This is a genomic window from Acinetobacter sp. CY05 (assembly GCF_059515805.1).
On record NZ_JCAKMW010000005.1, the window covers coordinates 38,268 to 56,095 of the forward strand.

Below are 17,828 nucleotides of genomic sequence, written 5' to 3' on the forward strand. Positions count from 1 at the left end.
GTAAGTTCTCTTCGCAAACATAAGTCGCCAGTCGGCTTGCACCAAAAATCATGCCTAGAATTAGGATATTCTCATGAAAAAAATCGCCTTGGCTTTACTGCCTTTGACTTTCGCAACAGCGCATGCTGCAGATGCATTTGATCCTCAAGGTCAATATTTACTTGGAGATTGGGATGGGCAGCGCACAGCCCTTGCTGAACAAGGTATTAAGTTTGAAGCCAATGCTTTAGTGGACGTTGCCTATTTAGCAGATGGTGGTCGTGAAGACGATGCAGATGCTAAAGTTGCTAGCCAATTTTGGCTAGGCACGCAGCTTGATTTGGAAAAGCTAGCCAATTTAGATGGTGTAACGCTACGTGCTGTGGTGACTGCACGTCAGGGTGAAAGTACTTCAGTTCAAGACTTACAAGACCCGAGCGCGCCACATATGGCCAATGTGCAAGGTGCTTTTGGGCGTGGGAACCAAAGTACCCGGTTATCTGAACTCTCAATTGAAAAAAACTTTAAAGAACAAGGTTTAAGTATTAAAGCCGGTCGTTTGGGTCTAGGCATGGACTTTAACGTCATGGGCTGTGATTTTACCAGTACGGCATTTTGTGCAGCACAAATGGGCAAATGGCAGGGCAATATCTGGATGAATACCCCAGTCGGTCAATGGGGTGCGCGTGTTAAGCAAAAAATTAGCCCAGAACTGACTGCACAAATCGGTGTCTATGAGTTTAATCCAGACAACGGTAATGGCAGCAAAGAAGAGCAAGGTTGGAGTTTAGATACCGACCATGCAGATGGGGTGAGCATTCCAGTTGAATTGGTGTGGACACCAAAACTTTATAACTTGCCGGGCAGCTATCGCATTGGCGGGATGTATAACACAGCAGATGATGCTAAAAACCAAAAAGATATTGCCAATCCCACAGATGGCAAAAACCGTACCTTTGCAGGATGGTTGGCAGTTGAGCAGCAACTGACATCTATAGGTTCAGGCCGTCGTGGTTTACATTCATTTGCCAATTTTACTTGGCATGACCGTGTGACCAATAAAGTTGATAACTCACAGCAACTGGGAGTTAAATATATTGGTTTTGCAGATGCTTTGCCAAATGACATTATTGGTTTGGCGGTCAATCGCGTCCATGTCAATGAACGTTTATCTGAAACGACGTTTGATGCCACGGCTGAGTATAACGTCGAGCTCAACTATAGCCACAGTCCAACACCGTGGTTAACCTTACGTCCAAACTTACATTATGTGATTAATCCCGGTTCAACCAACCGCGTTGATGATGCCTTTGTTGTGGGCTTAACCACTAAACTGGTGTTCTAAGCGTATTTAGCACCGAATAAAAAACAGGCTATAATGGCCTGTTTTTATTTTGTATATAACATGGTTTTCAGATTGTACATTTGCCTGCAAGTGGTTATGGTAAATGCCGTAAAACAAGATTGTAATGGAATGTACGCATGGCCAAACTCTTTGAAAAAATTAACTTTGGACACCTAAAGCTCAACAATAAAATTGTGATTGCACCCATGTGCCAGTATTCGGCCGTTGACGGTGAACCTAGCTATTGGCATGAGCAACAATGGGCCAATTATGCTCTGTCAGGTGCAGGCTTATGTATTGTCGAAGCCACTGCTGTACAGGACATTGGCCGCATTAGTTATGCCGATTTGGGCTTATGGAATGATATTCAACGCGCCAAAATTAAGGCCTTATTAGAAAAAGTCAAAACTTTGTCCCCTATGCCATTTGGCGTACAGCTGGCCCATGCTGGTCGTAAAGCGTCTAGCCATAAACCTTGGGATGGTGGTGGTCAAATTGGCCCTCAGCAAGAGCAGGGCTGGCAAACAGTGTCAGCCAGTGACTTGGCTTTTGGTGAACATGATCATCCACCACAAGCGTTAAGCAAAGCAGAAATTCAACAGGTCATTCAAGATTTTGCAGCTGCTGCACGCCGTGCGGTTGATGCAGGTTTTGATCTTATTGAGCTGCATGCTGCACATGGTTATTTGCTGCATCAGTTTATGTCGCCACTCTCTAACCAACGTGATGATGAATATGGCGGTAGTTTAGAAAATCGCATTCGTTTAACCTTGGAAGTCTTTCAAGCCATTCAAGCTGCAGTGCCAGAAAACTATCCAATTGGGGTACGTATTTCGGCCAGTGATTGGATGGGCGAGCAAGGCTGGGATGTGGAATCCTCCATTGGTTTAAGCAAGGCTTTAGAGCAATTAGGTGCAGTTTATATTCATGTCTCAAGTGCAGGCTTACATCGTGAACAAAATATTCAAGTCAAAGCCAATTATCAAGTTGGCTTTGCAGCACAAATCAAAGCACATCTCAATATTCCGGTCATTGCGGTGGGTTTAATTACGGAGGCTAAGCAAGCCGAAGAGATTTTGCAACAAGAGCAAGCGGATGCAATTGGCTTAGCCCGTGCCATGCTTTACGATCCACGCTGGCCTTGGCACGCCGCAGCTGAATTAGGTGCAAAAATTGCCATTGCACCGCAATATCTACGTTGTCAGCCGCATGGCTTAAAAGACCTATTTCAGGCTTTTTAAGTGATAACACGACAGCATGCTGATTGATATTTTATTGCCCTTAACATTGCTGGTGGCTTTGGGGTATGCCTGTATACGTTTTGGTGTGCTGTCGAGTGGCTTACTGCCACATTTGAGTCAGTTTGTTATTAAAATCGCATTGCCAGCATTTTTGGTGAGTGCCTTAGCCAGTAAAAATCTAACGGAGATTTGGCAACCGATTTATATTGCGGCCTATGCTTTAGGCTCGCTCTTGGTTTTTGCTGTTGCAATTGCTTATTTTTATTATTATTTAAACCAACATTTAACCCAAGCCAGTGTTTTGGCCATGGGTGCTTCTATGTCCAATACCGGCTTTATTGGCAGTGCAGTTTTAACGTTGTTGCTTGATCAGCATGCAGCAGTGTATTTATCTTTGACCTTAATTATTGAAAATTTATGTATTGTGGCGCTGATGTTACTCTTAGCAGAAGGTGCACAGCAACAACAGACGGCAAAGTGGTTGCTCTACCGCGACACAGTATTAAAGCTCATCAAAAATCCGGTGATCATTGCCATTATTTTGGGTATGTTCTTGGCTGCGTTTGAAATCAGATTGCCCCAATTTTTAAGCGATACCTTACAGCGTTTAGGGCAAACTGCTTCACCTTTAGCTTTATTTATTATTGGTGCAGGGTTGGTCGGTGTCTCGCTGCACAGTATAGATCGCGACAGTCTTATGTTAGTGCTGTTTAAATTAGTACTAATGCCGCTTAGCATCTTTAGCTTACTGTATGTGCTAAATGCACCTCAAGAAATGTTATATGCCGGTACTTTACTGGCCGCTTTGCCGATGCCTGTGGCATTTGCGATTTTTGCCGAGCATTATGATATGCGCCAACGTGCTTTAGCACCTTTGCTGTTAAGTACACTATTGGGCTTTATCTTACTAGCCTTGCTGTTAAGCTTTTGGTCATTGTAAAAAAAGCGCCCACTTGGGCGCTTAGTTTTTACACCTTTTTGGCTTTAGTGGCGACTTTTTTAGTGCTTGGTGTTTGGGTGGTATCAGCGGCTTTTTTGGCTTGCGTGGCTAAGGCTTGATTGACAATCTCCAAAGCAGGTTTTGCTTGTGCAACCTTGGCTTGATCGAGTGCCGTAAAAATGGTTTTGGCTTTATTTAAATCTTGTGCCACTAAAGAGCCACTGGCATATAAGTTGCCTAATAACATTAAAGACGAGACATGACCTTGCTGGCCTAAACGATGTAATTCAGTTAAGCCTTGATTAATTTTTTCTGTTTTTTGAGTGCGTACACCCTCATTTATGGCATGCGTGGCAAGGCTATAGGCAGCTGCAACATGGCCAGCTTGAGCCAAAGGAGCAAGTTTGGCTTGGGCTTTTTGGTTAGCCGCTTCTGTGCGTTGAGCAAACAGTTGTTCGGCAATTAACAATGTTGCATCAGCTGAGCCCAAACGATCAGCTGTTTCTAGGTAGCTTTGTGCTTTTTTTGCATTGGCTTTCAAACCTAGACGTCCTGTTTCATAGCTTTTTGCTAAAACAAAATTGGCTAAGCTTGAACCTTGTTTAGCCGCTTTTTCATAGTATTTAAGCGCTTTTTTATTATTTTGGGCTGTGCCTTGACCCATTTCGGTTAAATAACCTAGGTTATAAAAGGCATCCGCATGGCCTGTCTTGGCTACTTTTTCTAAGGCTTTAAATGCACCTGCCTGATCTTGGGCTTGTATGAAAGTTTTAACTTCTGCAAATGGATCGGCAGTGTTAGCAAATGTCAATGTTGTTGTGAAGGCAAGTGTGGTTGCAAGTAGCAGTTTTTTCATTATTTAAACCTTATTATCCCCAGTAAATGTGCCTTCATCATAAAAGTAATCTTTTAAAAGTAAAGTACAATTACTGAGGATGATTAAAGTCTAAGCGGTTTATTTGCCTAAAGTTTTACTTACAGGCTCTACCACAAAAGCTTTGTTTGGTCGCGCTAGAAAATAATAGAACGTTGCGCCTAAGATGGCTCCAATAAACCAGTTAAATGGGGCAAGATGTTGCAGTTGGGGTACTAAGGTAAAGACTAAACCAACCACCACCGCAGGGGCTAAAGCGCCAATCGCTTTAGGGTTAAAGCCATTTTTATACCAATAACTCCCAGAAGCTTGATCATTAAATAAATCTGCGACGTTGACTTGTTGCTTTTTAATCCAGTAGAAGTCAGCAATTAAAATACCAAACAATGGACCAATAAAGGCAGCCAGCACATCAAGCGTATAGTGAATCAGTTCAGGAGAGTTAAAGAGATTCCACGGCGTAATGAGTACAGAGCCAATTGCGGCAATCATGCCCCCGCTACGGAAGCTCAATTTTTGTGGCCAGACATTAGAAAAGTCAAAACCAGCTGACACAAAGTTAGCCACAATATTAATCCCAATTGTGGCAGTCAATAGGGTTAATAAACCAATAATCACCGCTGTGGTGTTGTCAATCATGGCCACAGTTTCTAATGGATCATGTACCATCTTACCAAATAAACTATAGGTGGCTGAGACCGTCACCACAGTTAACAAGGAGAAGAAGATAAAGTTAAACGGTAAGCCCCAGAAATTACCTTTACGCACTTGCTGCATGGATTGTCCATAGCGAGAGAAGTCACCAAAATTCAGCAATGGGCCCGAAAAATAAGACACCACCAAAGCAATTGCCACCAAAGTTTGCATGATTTGTTCGCTGGTGGTTAGATTTTTGCTACTTAAATTAAAGGAAATATTACTCCAACCCACTTGGCTGACTAACCATGCGGCTAAAGCAAACATCACCACGTAGACCAAAGGACCAGCCCAATCAATAAAGACACGGATGGCTTGCATGCCTTTCCAAAACACTAAAGCTTGAAGTACCCACATGATCGCAAAACAGATCCAACCTAAGGCGGATAAGCCCACAAAACTCATCTCAGTGAGGGGCGCTAAACTTGGATAAAATTTAAGTAACACCAACATTAACGCATTAGATGCCAGCCATGTCTGAATGCCGTACCAAGATACTGCAATAAAACCACGAATTAAGGCGGGGATATTGGCGCCATACACGCCAAAGGCTTGGCGTGCAATGACCGCATAGGGAACGCCTGCAATTTGACTGGGCTTAGCCACCAAATTGGCACTGACTTGTACAATTAAAATTCCGACAATCAGGGCAATAAACACTTGCCAACTGGCCAACCCTAAAGCAAATAAACTGGCTGCAACAATGTAGCCACCCATACTATGGACATCAGACATCCAAAAGGAAAAAATGTTATACCACGACCAATTTTGCTTGGCGGGTACCAAATCAACATTGCTCAGCTTAGGACTATATTGTTGTTCTGACATTGTGCAACTCAACTGCAATTTTTATCACTGATGAGCAGTTTTTATGCCAAGCGTTAAAATAATATTTGTAAATGGTTGAAAATTATAATGTTAATTTTTTGGTTTATTCTTTGCATAGTAAACAGATGATTTTAACTTTATTTTAAAAAACAATAGGATGTAACAATATGTCATGTACCATTCAACTGATTAATCCCAATACTTGTGTGGAAATGACTGAAAAAATGCGCTTTGCAGCAGAGCAAGTCGCTGCAACGAAGAGCACAATTATGGCGGTATCCCCAAAACAAGGCGTTATCTCAATTGAAGGGCACTATGATGAAGCGATTGCTGCACTGGGCGTTTTAGAGCTGATCCAAGCTGCTCCAGATGTAGATGGTCATATTATTGCCTGCTTTGGTGATCCTGCTTTATATGCAGCGCGTGAAGTGGCCACTGCACCTGTCATTGGCATTGCTGAAGCTGCTTTTCATATGGCGACCTTAGTGGCGACTAAATTTAGCATTGTGACCACCTTGTCACGCACTAAAATCATTGCCGAACATTTATTACAGCAATATGGTTTTAGTGGTCATTGTGCCAAGATTCGGTGTATTGATTTGCCAGTAATGGCACTAGAACAACACCCTGAACAGGCCTATCAAGCCCTATTAGCACAGTGTTTGGCAGCAAAACAGCAGGATGGCATTGGGGCAATTGTATTGGGCTGTGGTGGTATGGCTGAAATGGCTGATCGGGTTAGTGTAGAGCTGAATATTCCCATTATTGATGGAGTACGTGCTGCGATTAAACTCATTGAAAGTTTGCATGGCTTAGGAATAAAAACCAGTAAATGGGGCGATTATGCCTATCCACAGCAAAAATAAGCTAGAATCAGGCGTCATGTGATCTAGAGGATATTGCCATGTTTATTAAAGGTATTAAACGCAATTATGACAAAATTAATGCCGATGACAGTATTGCAGATACAGACAAAATTGATGCCTTGCTGTTAGCTTTGGGTAAAGACTATTTAATCAGCCAAGACAACCGTGTCTATGTTTTTCAAAAAGGTGATTTAACGGTTCAGTTTGATGCCAAACATGCGCGTGCTTATCATTTTAAAGATTATGTTGTGAAAGACATGAACAAACTCTTTCATGGCTTTTAATAAAAAACCTCCTGAATAGGAGGTTTTTTTGTCGCTGTTTTAAGCTTGTGGACGTGCCACGTCGCCATTTAAGTACTCAGGTAAATCAAGCACCTCTAAGCCTAATTCTGTTAAAGCCTGAGGTTTAGCCACCACCAAAGCTTTATAACCTTGCGCTGTAGCAATGGCATTGACCACTTCCACATCATTATGCAATTTGCTTGTTGGCGCTGGTGCCTCACCTTGACCAGCCACTAAGTGTAACCAATGTTTTGGTTTGGCTTTAAACCATAAACGCGCCACAATTTCTTGACCCAAATAACAGCCTTTGTCGTAATGCACGCCATCACGTTGATGTAAACGTAATTCTTGCGGTTGGAATTCGCCTAAACTTGCAGCAACCAGCCAAGCTTGGCCGGCCTCAATGGCAGCCAACTGCCATGCTGTGATATCGGTTTCTGCTGTAGAAAACGTGGTGCTATCTCCACTTAAGCTTGGATACACTGGACCCAGTTCTTCAAGCTTCATTTTAGAAAAAGCACCAAACTTTTTAATGTGCTTGGCTAATTCTTCGGCTTGGTCTGCTGTAGTCACAATGACAAAACTTTCTGGGTTGAGTTTAGTGAGCCACAAACCAAACTGTAAACGACCCTTTAAGTTACAAATTCCCGTATAACGGGTGACATTTTCCGCTAAACGCTCTACATGTAGTGTCACTTGGCCTTGTAGAAATTTTTGTGCATCTACACCCACTAAACTCAGTGCAACAAATGCTGGCGCTGTGCTCATAATTGCCTCGAATCAAATTATTTCAATATCAAGTTATTGTGCATCAAGCTGCTGTTTCAGGCAAACTTAAAACGTATCTATTGCGCGTGATGCAATGCCCAATAGGCCTAAGCTTCGGTTAGCTTGACAGGCTAAAAGATGCTTGTTAATTTGCCCGACTTTCTTCTTGCTTGAACATTGATATGCCTTTAGATGATGATTTTGTCTATCAACCGCCGCAAGATCCTTTAGTAGTGCTGTATGAGGATCAAGATTTAGTAATAATCGACAAACCTGCTGAACTGCTGTCTGTACCTGGGCGTTTACCTGAGCATCATGATAGTGCCTATTTACGTGTATTAGCGCAGTATCCTGAAGCCAAAATCACCCATCGTTTAGATATGGCCACCTCAGGCATTTTAATGTTTGCTAAACACCGTGATGCAGAAGTGGCGGTGAGTAAAATGTTTCAAGCACGCACTGTCACCAAGCATTACAGCGCTTTGGTACAGGGACATTTACAAGGGACAGGGCAGGTGGATGTGCCTTTAATTACCGATTGGGATCATCGACCACGCCAGATGGTGCACTATGAGTTGGGTAAAAAAGCCTTAACCTTATATGAAGCCCTGCATTACGATGCCAAGCAAGAAATGACTCGGGTTAAACTGACCCCGATTACCGGACGTTCGCACCAGTTGCGTGTGCATATGTTGCATTTGGGTCATCCTATTATTGGCGACCAAATTTATCATCCGCACGGTAAACACAGCCCTTTAAAACGTATGGCTTTACATGCCGCTTATTTAGGCTTTACTCAGCCTTTAACAGGTCAAGTACTTGAGATTCAATCTCATCCAACATTTTAAATAACAGCTTTGCTGTGCTGTGTAGTTAATACAGCTACACAGCAACAAATTGACTAACAATTGCTTAAAAAATCAGCTAAGCTGTTTTTGTGTATCACATTTTAATCAGCACAGAATAAGGATAAAAAATGTATCGCGATTATCAAAAATTTCCCGATGATGAAAACGGCAATCTTTTATGGCAGATGTATGAAGATGGCGATGATTTAAGCGAAGTACATGAAATTGAATTTTCATTAACTTTTAATGATCAAGCCAAAGCCGAGCGCGCGGCTTTACACCTCTTACGTGAAGAACAAAAAATCAGTTTATTTTTAGACCAACAATTGCAACCTGCTGAATGGCGTTTAACCTTATTTACCGAAATGTCACCTAATTATGAGGAGATCGTTGACCTAGAGACATGGTTGGCACAAATCGCACATGATTTCGAAGGCGAGTATGACGGCTGGGGGTGTATGGCCTATGTATTTGACGACGAAATTGATGGAACGTCTTAATTTGTATGAGCAAAGACACTTGGAATCAATTGGCTTGGCATTAAATACACAAGGCAAAAGCACTGATCTCTGTTAATATGTGCCTTGAGTGTTAATTCTATGTTAATTTGAGGTCAATATGTCGTTGCCTAATTGTCCAAAATGCCAATCGGCATATACCTATGAAGATGGTGTATTATTGGTATGCCCTGAGTGTGCCCATGAATGGCAAGAAGCTGCTGCTGAAACGGAAAGCTTAAATATCATTAAAGATGCCAATGGCAATGTCTTAAGTGACGGTGACAGCGTAACCGTGATTAAAGACCTAAAAATTAAAGGCTCTTCATCTGTTGTCAAAGTGGGGACTAAGGTCAAAAGTATTCGTTTAGTGCCTGAGGCGAGCGATGGACATGACATTGATTGTAAAATTGATGGCATTGGGCAAATTAAGCTTAAATCTGAGTTTGTGAAAAAAGCTTAAGACTAAAAATGGAGCCACGGGCTCCATTTTTATTTTATGCTAAATACCTGTTAATCCATGAGCCTAAGTTATGCCCCACATTCATGTTGAATATTCCGCTAATGTTGAAGATTTAGCCGTTAAACCGTTATTGCTTGCTTTAAACCAAACTATGCTTGAAGGTGCTTATGTATCTTCGGCACTAGATGTAAAGAGTCGCGCCGTGTGTCAGGATGATTTTGTCATTGGTTTGGAGGCTCAAGATCAAGGTTATGTACATATCAAAGTCTCATTACTCACCGGACGCTCACTTGAGTTACAAGCAGAAATTTCACGTAAATTGTTAGCAGTCTTAAAGGCACATGTACCTACACAAAAAATCAATATCCAACTTTGTGTAGAAATTTTAGAAATGAACAAAACCACCTATAGTAAAAATGTGATATCCATCTAACATTCAACACCAAAGGATAAGTAAAACCTATTCTTTGGTGTATATCTAACACAGGTCACAAAAATAAATTACTGAAATATAACAAAAAAATCAACAAGCCTCTGTCTAAAGGCAAGCTTTGCTTGAATAATAACGCCTAAATTATACAGACAGATTCTATGTTGGTAGATTGTAGCATTTATATATTGCTATGCTAAAAAGGCTGTCTTATCGGTTTTAACTTGTGTATAAACGATGATCGATTTGTGTGATGAGTAAATGATTTGCTCTGTTTCACAGATTTGATTCTCCTCATGATGTAAGCAATATCCGACCGATTACAGGTCAATTTTTCTTTAATGCCGAGCTTGTTTCAGTTAAACAATTGGAGAAACATTAATGTCCGTTCAGTTTGTTGGTGATGTGCATACTGCGCAAGAAATTTTGTTTAAAATTAAGCAATGGGACAACGCTGTCGCAAAAATGGATATTCAGGCGTTAACAGACTTGTGTCAAAAAGATGTCAGTGTATTTGATGTGAGTTCGCAACTCGAAGGCGCGGTGGCCTATAAGGAATTATGGGAGCAATACAGCCCTTATTTTGCTGAGGATGTTTGTGTATATCGGCAAGATGTGAAGATCTACGCTGAAAATGATTTGGCCTTTGTGCATTGTTATTCAAAGGTCGATCGTTGTGAGCAAAAAAATAGTTTAAATTTGCCGTGGTGTCGCACCACGTTGTGTTTTCAAAAGACCCAAGGCAAATGGAAAATGGTGCATCAACATATTTCTATGCCCTGTGCGATGATCTAAGCATATTCACGCCGCCATGTGAGCGGTATTTTTAACTAAGAGTATTTTGTGCTGCATGCTGAGCTAGCCTCAGACACGATGCTTAACGCTATAACTTCATCTAAACAAGTAGGATATAATGAGCGTGAAAGGGTTATATCTGTATAGAGGAAAAGTGCTGTGTGCAATTGACTGGCTACACGTGTTTGCTCAAGGAGAGCAGCATGCAAAAAGCACTGTTACTTGGTTTTAGCCTCATCACATCACCGCTGTATGCGATGAGCTTTAGTCATTTAGATTGGGAAATTGCTTGCGATAATACCCATACCTGTCGTATGGCAGGTTATCAAGCCGATGGTGCCGCGCCAGCCTCAATACTGTTGACTTATCCCGCTGGTGCACATGCTAAATTGACAGCCAAAGTGCAAATTTTAGCGGCACCTGCTAAAGCCAGCTTATGGATCAATGCTCAACATCAGGGTCTAGTTGATTTTAAAAATCATCAAGCAAGTTTAAGCCAAGAACAGATTCAAGCAGTATTGGCTACCGCACGCCAAAATAGCCGGATTGAGCTGCGTCAAGGCAAAAACACGTGGCGGATTTCCGATCGTGGCTTCAGTGCAGTTCTACTCAAAGCCGATGAATATCAAAAACGCCTAGGCACCAGCTCAGCTTTAGTGGCCAAAGGGCAGCAAAGTTCCTATCAAGTCCGCCAAGCCGTGCCTCTACCGATTTATCATTTGACCCACTATACCCGTGGCCAAGCCCAGCATTATGCCTTTGACTCCACACTGGCTAAAGCACTCGTACCTTTACTCAAAAAAGCCACAACCAGAGAGGATTGTCCTCAGTTATGGCAAGAGCATGAACAATTACACAGCAAGCTGACCATCTATCCGCTAAATGCCAAGCAAGTGCTAGTCGAGCGCCCATGTTGGCAAGCAGCGTATAATTTTGGTGCAGGAATGTGGTTGATGAATAAGCAACTTAACCAAGTACAGCAATTGGTTAGTACCTCTGCAACCAGCTTTAGTGAAGGACAGATTTTTTCTGCTCAAAAAGGACGTGGCCTAGGTGATTGCTTAAGCATCGATGAATGGGCATTGGTCGGATACCGTTTCCGCCCTAGCTATAGTGCAGTGAGTTTGCAGTGCAAAGGCTTTCAGGGCGGTGCATGGCAACTCCCTATTTTGATTACTCAAGTCTCAGATTAATAACAAGCCCCGGGTTAGCGAGGCTATTTTTTAAAGATGTTGCTGCAATTTGGCAGTGATTTCATCCAGTGCTTTAATGCGTTTGACTTCATCCCACAGCAATTTCGCTTCAGGATAATGCTTACTCATCATGCCTAGCCACTGTTTATAACGCCCCACCATGTTCATTTCTTTTTTATAGCCACCACTTAAAAAGCGAATTTGTAAGCCGACTAAATCTTGCCAAGTGAGTAAAGGCGTATCGCTATTTTGGCGGATACATTGGGTTAAATCAGGGGTTGTGACTGCACCACGACCAATCATTAAATCTTCACAGCCAGATTCAAGTTGGCACTGTTTAGCATCCTGATTGTTCCAAATTTCACCATTGGCAATCACATTAATGTTGAGTGCTTCACGAATCGGCTGTAATAAGTCCCAAAAAGCTGGCGGAGTATAACCATCGGCTTTGGTGCGGGCATGTACAGTGACCCACGCTGCACCTGCATCTTCAATGGCATGTGCATTTTCTAAGGTAAAATTACGATCTAAATAACCCAAGCGCATTTTAGCTGAAACAGGAATATGGCTCGGTACAGCATCACGTACCGCTTTCACCAATTGATGCACAACTTCTGGTTCATCGAGTAAAACTGAACCACCACGGTGTCGGTTTACGGTTTTGGCAGGACAGCCAAAGTTCATATCAATAGCAGGAGCGCCCAGTTCTACAGCACGAACTGCATTGGCAGCCAGCATATCAGGATCATTGCCTAAAAATTGCACATGCACGGGCGTGCCTGCAGCCGTTTTACCGTCAGTTAATAATTCAGGGCAATAGGCATGATACACATGATCGGGAAGGACAGAGTTGGTAACACGAATAAACTCAGTGACACACCAGTCAAAGCTACCTACGGATGTCAGCACATCACGCATAATCGGATCAGTTAAGCCTTCCATGGGTGCAAGCACAAGTTTCAAAGCGTACTACCTTTAAATAAAAACGGTGTTATACGCAAATTGCTGCACGCTGTCTAGTCAAGCAACAGCGAGATTACTTAAGAATATAGTCAGTAATTAAATGACCTAAAACAAAGCCTAAGATGGAATACAACGTAATAATAAAGAAGGTAAACCAAGCTTTGTTTTTCTTTTTTAGAGAATTCAACATGTTAAACTCCATGCATACAGGATTTGATTCATTTTAGCGCAAATTCAACGAAAAGCCAGTTTTAGTACTCGTTGGCATACTAGGGCGAATCAATCCAGATGCAACGTGTTTCTAAACCTTAGAAACACGTTGATACCAACTTAAAGACGGCGACATTGGCCTTCTTTATTGCCTTCAACTCGGTTGGCGCCACCAATAGGTTGAATGCTATTTTTTTCACACTGTAGATTGCCATCGACAGTATTTTCACGCACCACAATATTTGAACGGTTTTCTTTGAGTTGAATATCACCGTTCACTTCATTGTTGAGTAACTGAATTTTTTGGCCTTTTTCTAATTGAATATTGCCATCAATACGGTTATTTTGGGCAATCACACGACTAAATTGATCTTTAGATTCTAAATTGCCATCAATATTTGAGTTGGTGATTTGGGCTTGTGCACCACTATACAGCATGACATTACCTTTAATGGTGACTTGGTCGAGCTGACAATTTTTGCTGATGGCAACGTTGTCATCAATATGACGTTGACTGATGCTACCATTACAATAAAAATCGGCCAGCGCGATGCTAGAGCAGCTCAGTAAGGCGAGTGTAATCATTATTTTTTGCATAGATTTGTCCTAGATTTATTATTTTGCATTCAAAATATATGACAAGAATATGAAGAAAAGATGACCAACGTGTGAGCGTATGAAGAGGATGCCGAGGCGATCAGTTAACGCGCTAGAATCAGCTCTAAAACAAACTTAGAACCAATAAAACCCAGCGCCAATAAGGCAAACCCTATTAAGGTAAAACGAATGGCTTTTTGACCTCGCCAACCAAAGGCATAATGTCCTGTCAGTAGTACTGCGTACACCAGCCAAGACATTAAACTAAACACGGTTTTATGCGCTAAATGTTGGGCAAAGAAATGATCAATGGTAAAGAAACCAAAACCCAACGCCAGCGTTAACATAATAAAACCAGTGATGAGTAAATCAAATAACAGAGATTCCATGGCCTGTAAGGGCGGCAGTAAATTGACCCAGACCCGTTTTTTATTTTTCTTCTTTAATTCGCGGTTTTGAAACCAAAGCAGTACGGCATGAATAGCCGCCATAAATAACACGGCATAGGCAGACAGCGATAAAATAATATGAACGTCTAAACCCAATGACGAGGGTGTAGCCTCAAGCTTAGCTGGGCTAAAGGCAAAGCCTAAAATCAACCCCATTGCTGCTACAGGAATAGCAATTAAATTTAAGGCCAATACCGGACGATAGGTGCTAAATAAAGTACTTAACAGCAACATTAAGCCTGAGGTAAATGACAATAAATTAAACAGATCATAATGAATACCCAGCGGAGTGAGCATATCGTGATACAACACGAAGCCATGCAAAGCCAGTCCCAAACTTAAGGTTAAAGTGACCAACCAACGATTAGGTTCTGATTTAGCCAACAAATGCGCGCTCACATAACAAAACGATGTGCTATAAGCAATTAAGGCGAGAATCGTATAAACCAAGGGTAGGCTAATCATGTCAAACCTTTTTCAGGATGATGAATATTCATAGATGTAAATTCGACGCGAACTACAGTATCCTATAACATTCTATGCATAAATTTTCTATTTTTAAGAAAGATTTTTCTGCAACAACCATTTTAAGCGGATTTTGCAATGTTTGATACCTTAACAGAACGACTCACGCAGAGTTTAAGAAATGTTACTGGCTCAGGGCAGCTAACCGAAGACAATATTAAAGATACGCTACGTGAAGTGCGTATGGCACTTCTTGAAGCCGATGTGGCGTTACCTGTAACTCGTGAGTTTATCGCGAAAGTTAAGGAAGAAGCATTGGGTCAAGAAGTAATGACTCAGTTGTCACCGGGCCAAGCCTTCGTCAAGATCGTTTATGACGAATTGACTAAAATGATGGGTGCTGCCAACGAAACTTTAGACTTACAAGCAAAACCACCAGTGGTGATTTTACTTGCAGGTTTACAAGGTGCGGGTAAAACCACCACGGCGGCAAAATTGGCACGCTTCTTACAAGAACGTCAAAAGAAAAAAGTGGCGATGGTCTCTGCCGACGTTTACCGTCCAGCGGCAATTAAACAGCTACAAACCGTAGCCGGCGAAGTGGGCGCGATTTTCTTTGAATCAAGCGCAGACGAAAATCCAATTACCATTGCCAATCGTGCCATTGAACAAGCCAAAATTCAGTTCGCTGATGTGTTAATCGTCGATACTGCAGGTCGTCTGCATATTGATGACGACATGATGGACGAAATTAAAGACTTACACGCAGCAATTAGCCCAACTGAAACGCTGTTTGTGGTTGATGCCATGACAGGTCAAGATGCGGCCAATACAGCCAAAGCCTTTAATGATGCGTTACCATTAACGGGTGTGATTTTAACCAAAACCGATGGTGATGCGCGTGGTGGTGCGGCACTGTCTGTACGTGCCATTACTGGTAAGCCAATTAAATTCTTAGGGATGGGTGAAAAACTCGATGCCTTAGAACCATTCCATCCTGAGCGTGTGGCACAGCGTATTTTGGGTATGGGTGATGTGCTTTCTTTAGTCGAAGAAGTTGAACGTAAAATCGACAAAGAAAAAGCCGAGAAAATGGCGCAAAAATTGCAAAAAGGCGGTAGCTTCAACTTTGAAGATATGCTGATGCAATTTGAACAAATGAATAAAATGGGCGGCATGATGGGCTTCTTAGATAAGTTGCCAGGCATGAGCAATTCAGGTATTCAAGACGCAATCGCGCAAGCCAATCCTGAAAAGCAAGTCAAAAAAATGCAAGCCATTATTCATTCGATGACCATTAAAGAACGTCGTAATCCAGACCTCATGAATCCAAGCCGTAAAAAACGTATTGCGGCAGGTTGTGGTATGGAAGTGGCTGAGGTGAATAAACTCATCAAACAGCATGCACAGATGGCAAAAATGATGAAGAAATTTGCCAATCCAACGGGTATGGCAAAAATGATGAAATCATTATCAGGTCTGCAAAAGCAATTTGGCGGCGGTGGCATGGGGCCACTATTTGGCAGTAAAGATCCAAAATAAGAAAAAGGCGCTAAATGCGCCTTTTTTATACTTTATGTTTAGCATTTTAAACTGTGCTGTCAGGATGCTGGCTAAAAAAGTACTGTAAACCTTTGAGTAATAAGTCATGCTCAACACGAGGCTGATAGGGCTTTAAATACTCTGCAAACAGTGGTGCATCACCCCCAGTTAAAATTAACTCGCGTGGTGAACTGTCTAAAACTTTTTCAATGCTACTGACCAAACCCAATAAAATGCCATGATGAACGGCATCAATGGTATTACGTCCTGGATTTAAATTATCAAAAGCAGCTTCAGGGATCTTAATGCCTTTGGTATTTTGAATTAATGCATCTCGCTGCAAATAAAGATTTGGTAAAATATAGCCACCCAAATGCTGTAAACCATCGGCTAAATCAATGGTTAGTGCGGTACCACAGCTGATCACACAATATTTTTTGCTTGGATCTTGTGCTACGGCTAAAACTTGCAACCAGCGGTCAATGCCCAGTTGTTGCGGCACATCGTAGCCGCAGCTTAAGCCGGCATATTCAGCTTGCACTTGGGCGCAAATTACTGGAACTTTTAAGCGATTGAGTAGCTGGCGAATACGTTGATTGGAGTCTAAATCCAATACTGAAGACACGCCTACACTTTGAATATTGAGCTTTTTAAAGTGTTGCATTAAGCCTAGAAGTAAATCCGCAGGCGATTGTAAATGCATTTCGGCGCCGTGTTCGATCACGTTGTCGTCTTGAGTAATCCAATATTTTAGCCGTGTATTGCCAATATCGAGCCACAATTTTTTCATGCTTGGGCCTCATCTAAGCGCAAACGGCCTTGATAAAAATGCTGTGTGCCGTGTTCAGTTGTAATCATGACAGCACCATCATTGTCAATGCCGATGAAAGTGCCTTGCACAGTGCCTCCTACATGTTCAAATGTAACGGGTTGTTCTTTAAAAGCAGCATGATGGTTAAAACGGGCAGCTAAATTTTGGCAGCGATGATCAAACCATTGTCCTGCTTGTTGAATGGCTAGATAAAGCTCGGCAACCAAGTCCACCCGCGAAGTAGGGGCTAAACCTAGGGTGCTTAAGGCTGTTGCTGCTTGGTTAATATGGTTTGATTGTACTGGATCAATATTGATCCCCACACCCACCACCACTTGGTTTGCAGAAATTGGCTCCACTAAAATGCCACCCCATTTGCCATGTAAACTATATAAGTCGTTGGGCCATTTAATTTGTAACGCTAAATCTTTTAGACTTGGCATTTGTAGGATATTTAACGCAATTTCTAAGGCTAAACGCCCATCAATGGCTGTGTTTAAATTGAGCAACGTGCTTAAATAAATATTACCTACAGGTGAAACCCACTGGCGTTGGCGCTGGCCGCGTCCGGCAGTCTGCTGGTGACTACACACCAAGACACTATGAATGCCTTTTTTGGCAATTTCACGTACATCATCGTTGGTTGACTCAGTAATTGGTTTAACCAACAGCACCTCTGGTAGTTGTCCGACCTGTTGTAAGCATTGCTGTAACTGGCGAGTTTCTAAATCCATTTAATTTTAA

At 42.0% G+C, this 17,828-nt stretch carries 20 protein-coding genes; 12 read left to right on the forward strand and 8 right to left on the reverse strand.

Annotated elements, in window-relative coordinates; genetic code table 11:
• Nucleotides 1-73 precede the first annotated feature (73 nt).
• From AC5YCD_RS06490 to AC5YCD_RS06500, 3 genes are all read left to right on the forward strand, one after another.
• Nucleotides 74-1,324 (forward strand): carbohydrate porin, encoded by a 1,251-nt coding sequence (locus tag AC5YCD_RS06490; RefSeq protein WP_496129257.1) that lies wholly within the window; start codon nucleotides 74-76, stop codon nucleotides 1,322-1,324.
• Between the two features lie 137 nt (nucleotides 1,325-1,461).
• Nucleotides 1,462-2,565 carry an NADH:flavin oxidoreductase/NADH oxidase gene (locus AC5YCD_RS06495; protein ID WP_496129258.1) on the forward strand — a complete coding sequence of 368 codons (1,104 nt, stop codon included), beginning with the start codon at nucleotides 1,462-1,464 and terminating at the stop codon, nucleotides 2,563-2,565.
• Nucleotides 2,566-2,581: 16 nt separating this feature from the next.
• Complete coding sequence (locus tag AC5YCD_RS06500) at nucleotides 2,582-3,505, forward strand: AEC family transporter (protein ID WP_496129259.1); 924 nt, start codon at nucleotides 2,582-2,584, stop codon at nucleotides 3,503-3,505.
• Between the two features lie 28 nt (nucleotides 3,506-3,533).
• Here AC5YCD_RS06500 and AC5YCD_RS06505 read toward each other — a convergent pair whose 3' ends face one another.
• Nucleotides 3,534-4,361 carry a tetratricopeptide repeat protein gene (locus tag AC5YCD_RS06505; RefSeq protein WP_496129260.1) on the reverse strand — a complete coding sequence of 276 codons (828 nt, stop codon included), beginning with the start codon at nucleotides 4,359-4,361 and terminating at the stop codon, nucleotides 3,534-3,536.
• Between the two features lie 99 nt (nucleotides 4,362-4,460).
• The gene (locus tag AC5YCD_RS06510; protein WP_496129261.1) at nucleotides 4,461-5,903 is read right to left on the reverse strand and encodes an NCS1 family nucleobase:cation symporter-1; all 1,443 of its coding nucleotides are present in this window, start codon (nucleotides 5,901-5,903) and stop codon (nucleotides 4,461-4,463) included.
• Between the two features lie 167 nt (nucleotides 5,904-6,070).
• Here AC5YCD_RS06510 and AC5YCD_RS06515 point away from each other — a divergent pair, with 167 nt between their 5' ends.
• Both AC5YCD_RS06515 and AC5YCD_RS06520 read left to right on the forward strand, forming a co-directional pair.
• Nucleotides 6,071-6,769: an aspartate/glutamate racemase family protein gene (locus AC5YCD_RS06515; RefSeq protein WP_496129262.1), complete on the forward strand. Its 699-nt coding sequence runs from the start codon at nucleotides 6,071-6,073 to the stop codon at nucleotides 6,767-6,769.
• A 38-nt stretch (nucleotides 6,770-6,807) separates the two neighbouring features.
• On the forward strand, nucleotides 6,808-7,053 hold the full coding sequence (locus AC5YCD_RS06520; RefSeq protein WP_496129263.1) for a hypothetical protein: 246 nt from the start codon (nucleotides 6,808-6,810) through the stop codon (nucleotides 7,051-7,053).
• A 39-nt stretch (nucleotides 7,054-7,092) separates the two neighbouring features.
• Here the strand turns inward: AC5YCD_RS06520 and ygfZ are convergent, their stop codons facing one another.
• A complete protein-coding gene (gene ygfZ / locus AC5YCD_RS06525; RefSeq protein ID WP_496129264.1) occupies nucleotides 7,093-7,821 on the reverse strand; it encodes a CAF17-like 4Fe-4S cluster assembly/insertion protein YgfZ in 729 nt (242 codons plus the stop codon).
• 182 nt (nucleotides 7,822-8,003) lie between these two features.
• Between ygfZ and AC5YCD_RS06530 the strand changes: the two genes are divergently transcribed.
• The 6 genes from AC5YCD_RS06530 (at nucleotide 8,004) to AC5YCD_RS06555 (ending at nucleotide 12,047) form a co-directional block, all read left to right on the forward strand.
• Nucleotides 8,004-8,669 carry an RluA family pseudouridine synthase gene (locus AC5YCD_RS06530; RefSeq protein WP_496129265.1) on the forward strand — a complete coding sequence of 222 codons (666 nt, stop codon included), beginning with the start codon at nucleotides 8,004-8,006 and terminating at the stop codon, nucleotides 8,667-8,669.
• Between the two features lie 128 nt (nucleotides 8,670-8,797).
• The gene (locus AC5YCD_RS06535) at nucleotides 8,798-9,169 is read left to right on the forward strand and encodes a ribonuclease E inhibitor RraB (RefSeq protein ID WP_496129266.1); all 372 of its coding nucleotides are present in this window, start codon (nucleotides 8,798-8,800) and stop codon (nucleotides 9,167-9,169) included.
• A 118-nt stretch (nucleotides 9,170-9,287) separates the two neighbouring features.
• Complete coding sequence (locus tag AC5YCD_RS06540) at nucleotides 9,288-9,629, forward strand: zinc ribbon domain-containing protein YjdM (RefSeq protein ID WP_496129267.1); 342 nt, start codon at nucleotides 9,288-9,290, stop codon at nucleotides 9,627-9,629.
• 70 nt (nucleotides 9,630-9,699) lie between these two features.
• Nucleotides 9,700-10,062, forward strand: coding sequence for a 5-carboxymethyl-2-hydroxymuconate Delta-isomerase (locus AC5YCD_RS06545; protein ID WP_496129268.1), 363 nt, complete (start codon nucleotides 9,700-9,702; stop codon nucleotides 10,060-10,062).
• A 378-nt stretch (nucleotides 10,063-10,440) separates the two neighbouring features.
• Entirely contained in the window at nucleotides 10,441-10,854 is a 414-nt protein-coding gene (locus AC5YCD_RS06550; protein ID WP_496129269.1) for a YybH family protein, read from the forward strand.
• Nucleotides 10,855-11,057: 203 nt separating this feature from the next.
• A complete protein-coding gene (locus AC5YCD_RS06555; RefSeq protein ID WP_496129270.1) occupies nucleotides 11,058-12,047 on the forward strand; it encodes a DUF1176 domain-containing protein in 990 nt (329 codons plus the stop codon).
• Nucleotides 12,048-12,077: 30 nt separating this feature from the next.
• Here the strand turns inward: AC5YCD_RS06555 and AC5YCD_RS06560 are convergent, their stop codons facing one another.
• From AC5YCD_RS06560 to AC5YCD_RS06570, 3 genes are all read right to left on the reverse strand, one after another.
• A complete protein-coding gene (locus AC5YCD_RS06560) occupies nucleotides 12,078-13,010 on the reverse strand; it encodes a tRNA dihydrouridine synthase (RefSeq protein ID WP_496129271.1) in 933 nt (310 codons plus the stop codon).
• Between the two features lie 330 nt (nucleotides 13,011-13,340).
• A complete protein-coding gene (locus AC5YCD_RS06565; RefSeq protein ID WP_496129272.1) occupies nucleotides 13,341-13,817 on the reverse strand; it encodes a hypothetical protein in 477 nt (158 codons plus the stop codon).
• A gap of 104 nt (nucleotides 13,818-13,921) precedes the next feature.
• Nucleotides 13,922-14,731, reverse strand: a complete 810-nt coding sequence (locus AC5YCD_RS06570) for a cytochrome C assembly family protein (protein ID WP_496129273.1) — start codon at nucleotides 14,729-14,731, stop codon at nucleotides 13,922-13,924.
• 138 nt (nucleotides 14,732-14,869) lie between these two features.
• Here AC5YCD_RS06570 and ffh point away from each other — a divergent pair, with 138 nt between their 5' ends.
• The gene (gene ffh, locus AC5YCD_RS06575; protein WP_496129274.1) at nucleotides 14,870-16,273 is read left to right on the forward strand and encodes a signal recognition particle protein; all 1,404 of its coding nucleotides are present in this window, start codon (nucleotides 14,870-14,872) and stop codon (nucleotides 16,271-16,273) included.
• A 46-nt stretch (nucleotides 16,274-16,319) separates the two neighbouring features.
• On the opposite strand, the gene AC5YCD_RS06580 is transcribed toward ffh, so the two are convergent.
• Together AC5YCD_RS06580 and AC5YCD_RS06585 are read right to left on the reverse strand one after the other, a co-directional pair.
• The gene (locus tag AC5YCD_RS06580; protein ID WP_496129275.1) at nucleotides 16,320-17,063 is read right to left on the reverse strand and encodes a type III pantothenate kinase; all 744 of its coding nucleotides are present in this window, start codon (nucleotides 17,061-17,063) and stop codon (nucleotides 16,320-16,322) included.
• Nucleotides 17,060-17,818 carry a biotin--[acetyl-CoA-carboxylase] ligase gene (locus tag AC5YCD_RS06585; protein WP_496129276.1) on the reverse strand — a complete coding sequence of 253 codons (759 nt, stop codon included), beginning with the start codon at nucleotides 17,816-17,818 and terminating at the stop codon, nucleotides 17,060-17,062. The genes AC5YCD_RS06580 and AC5YCD_RS06585 overlap by 4 nt, the downstream gene beginning before the upstream one ends.
• Between the last annotated feature and the right edge of the window lie 10 nt (nucleotides 17,819-17,828).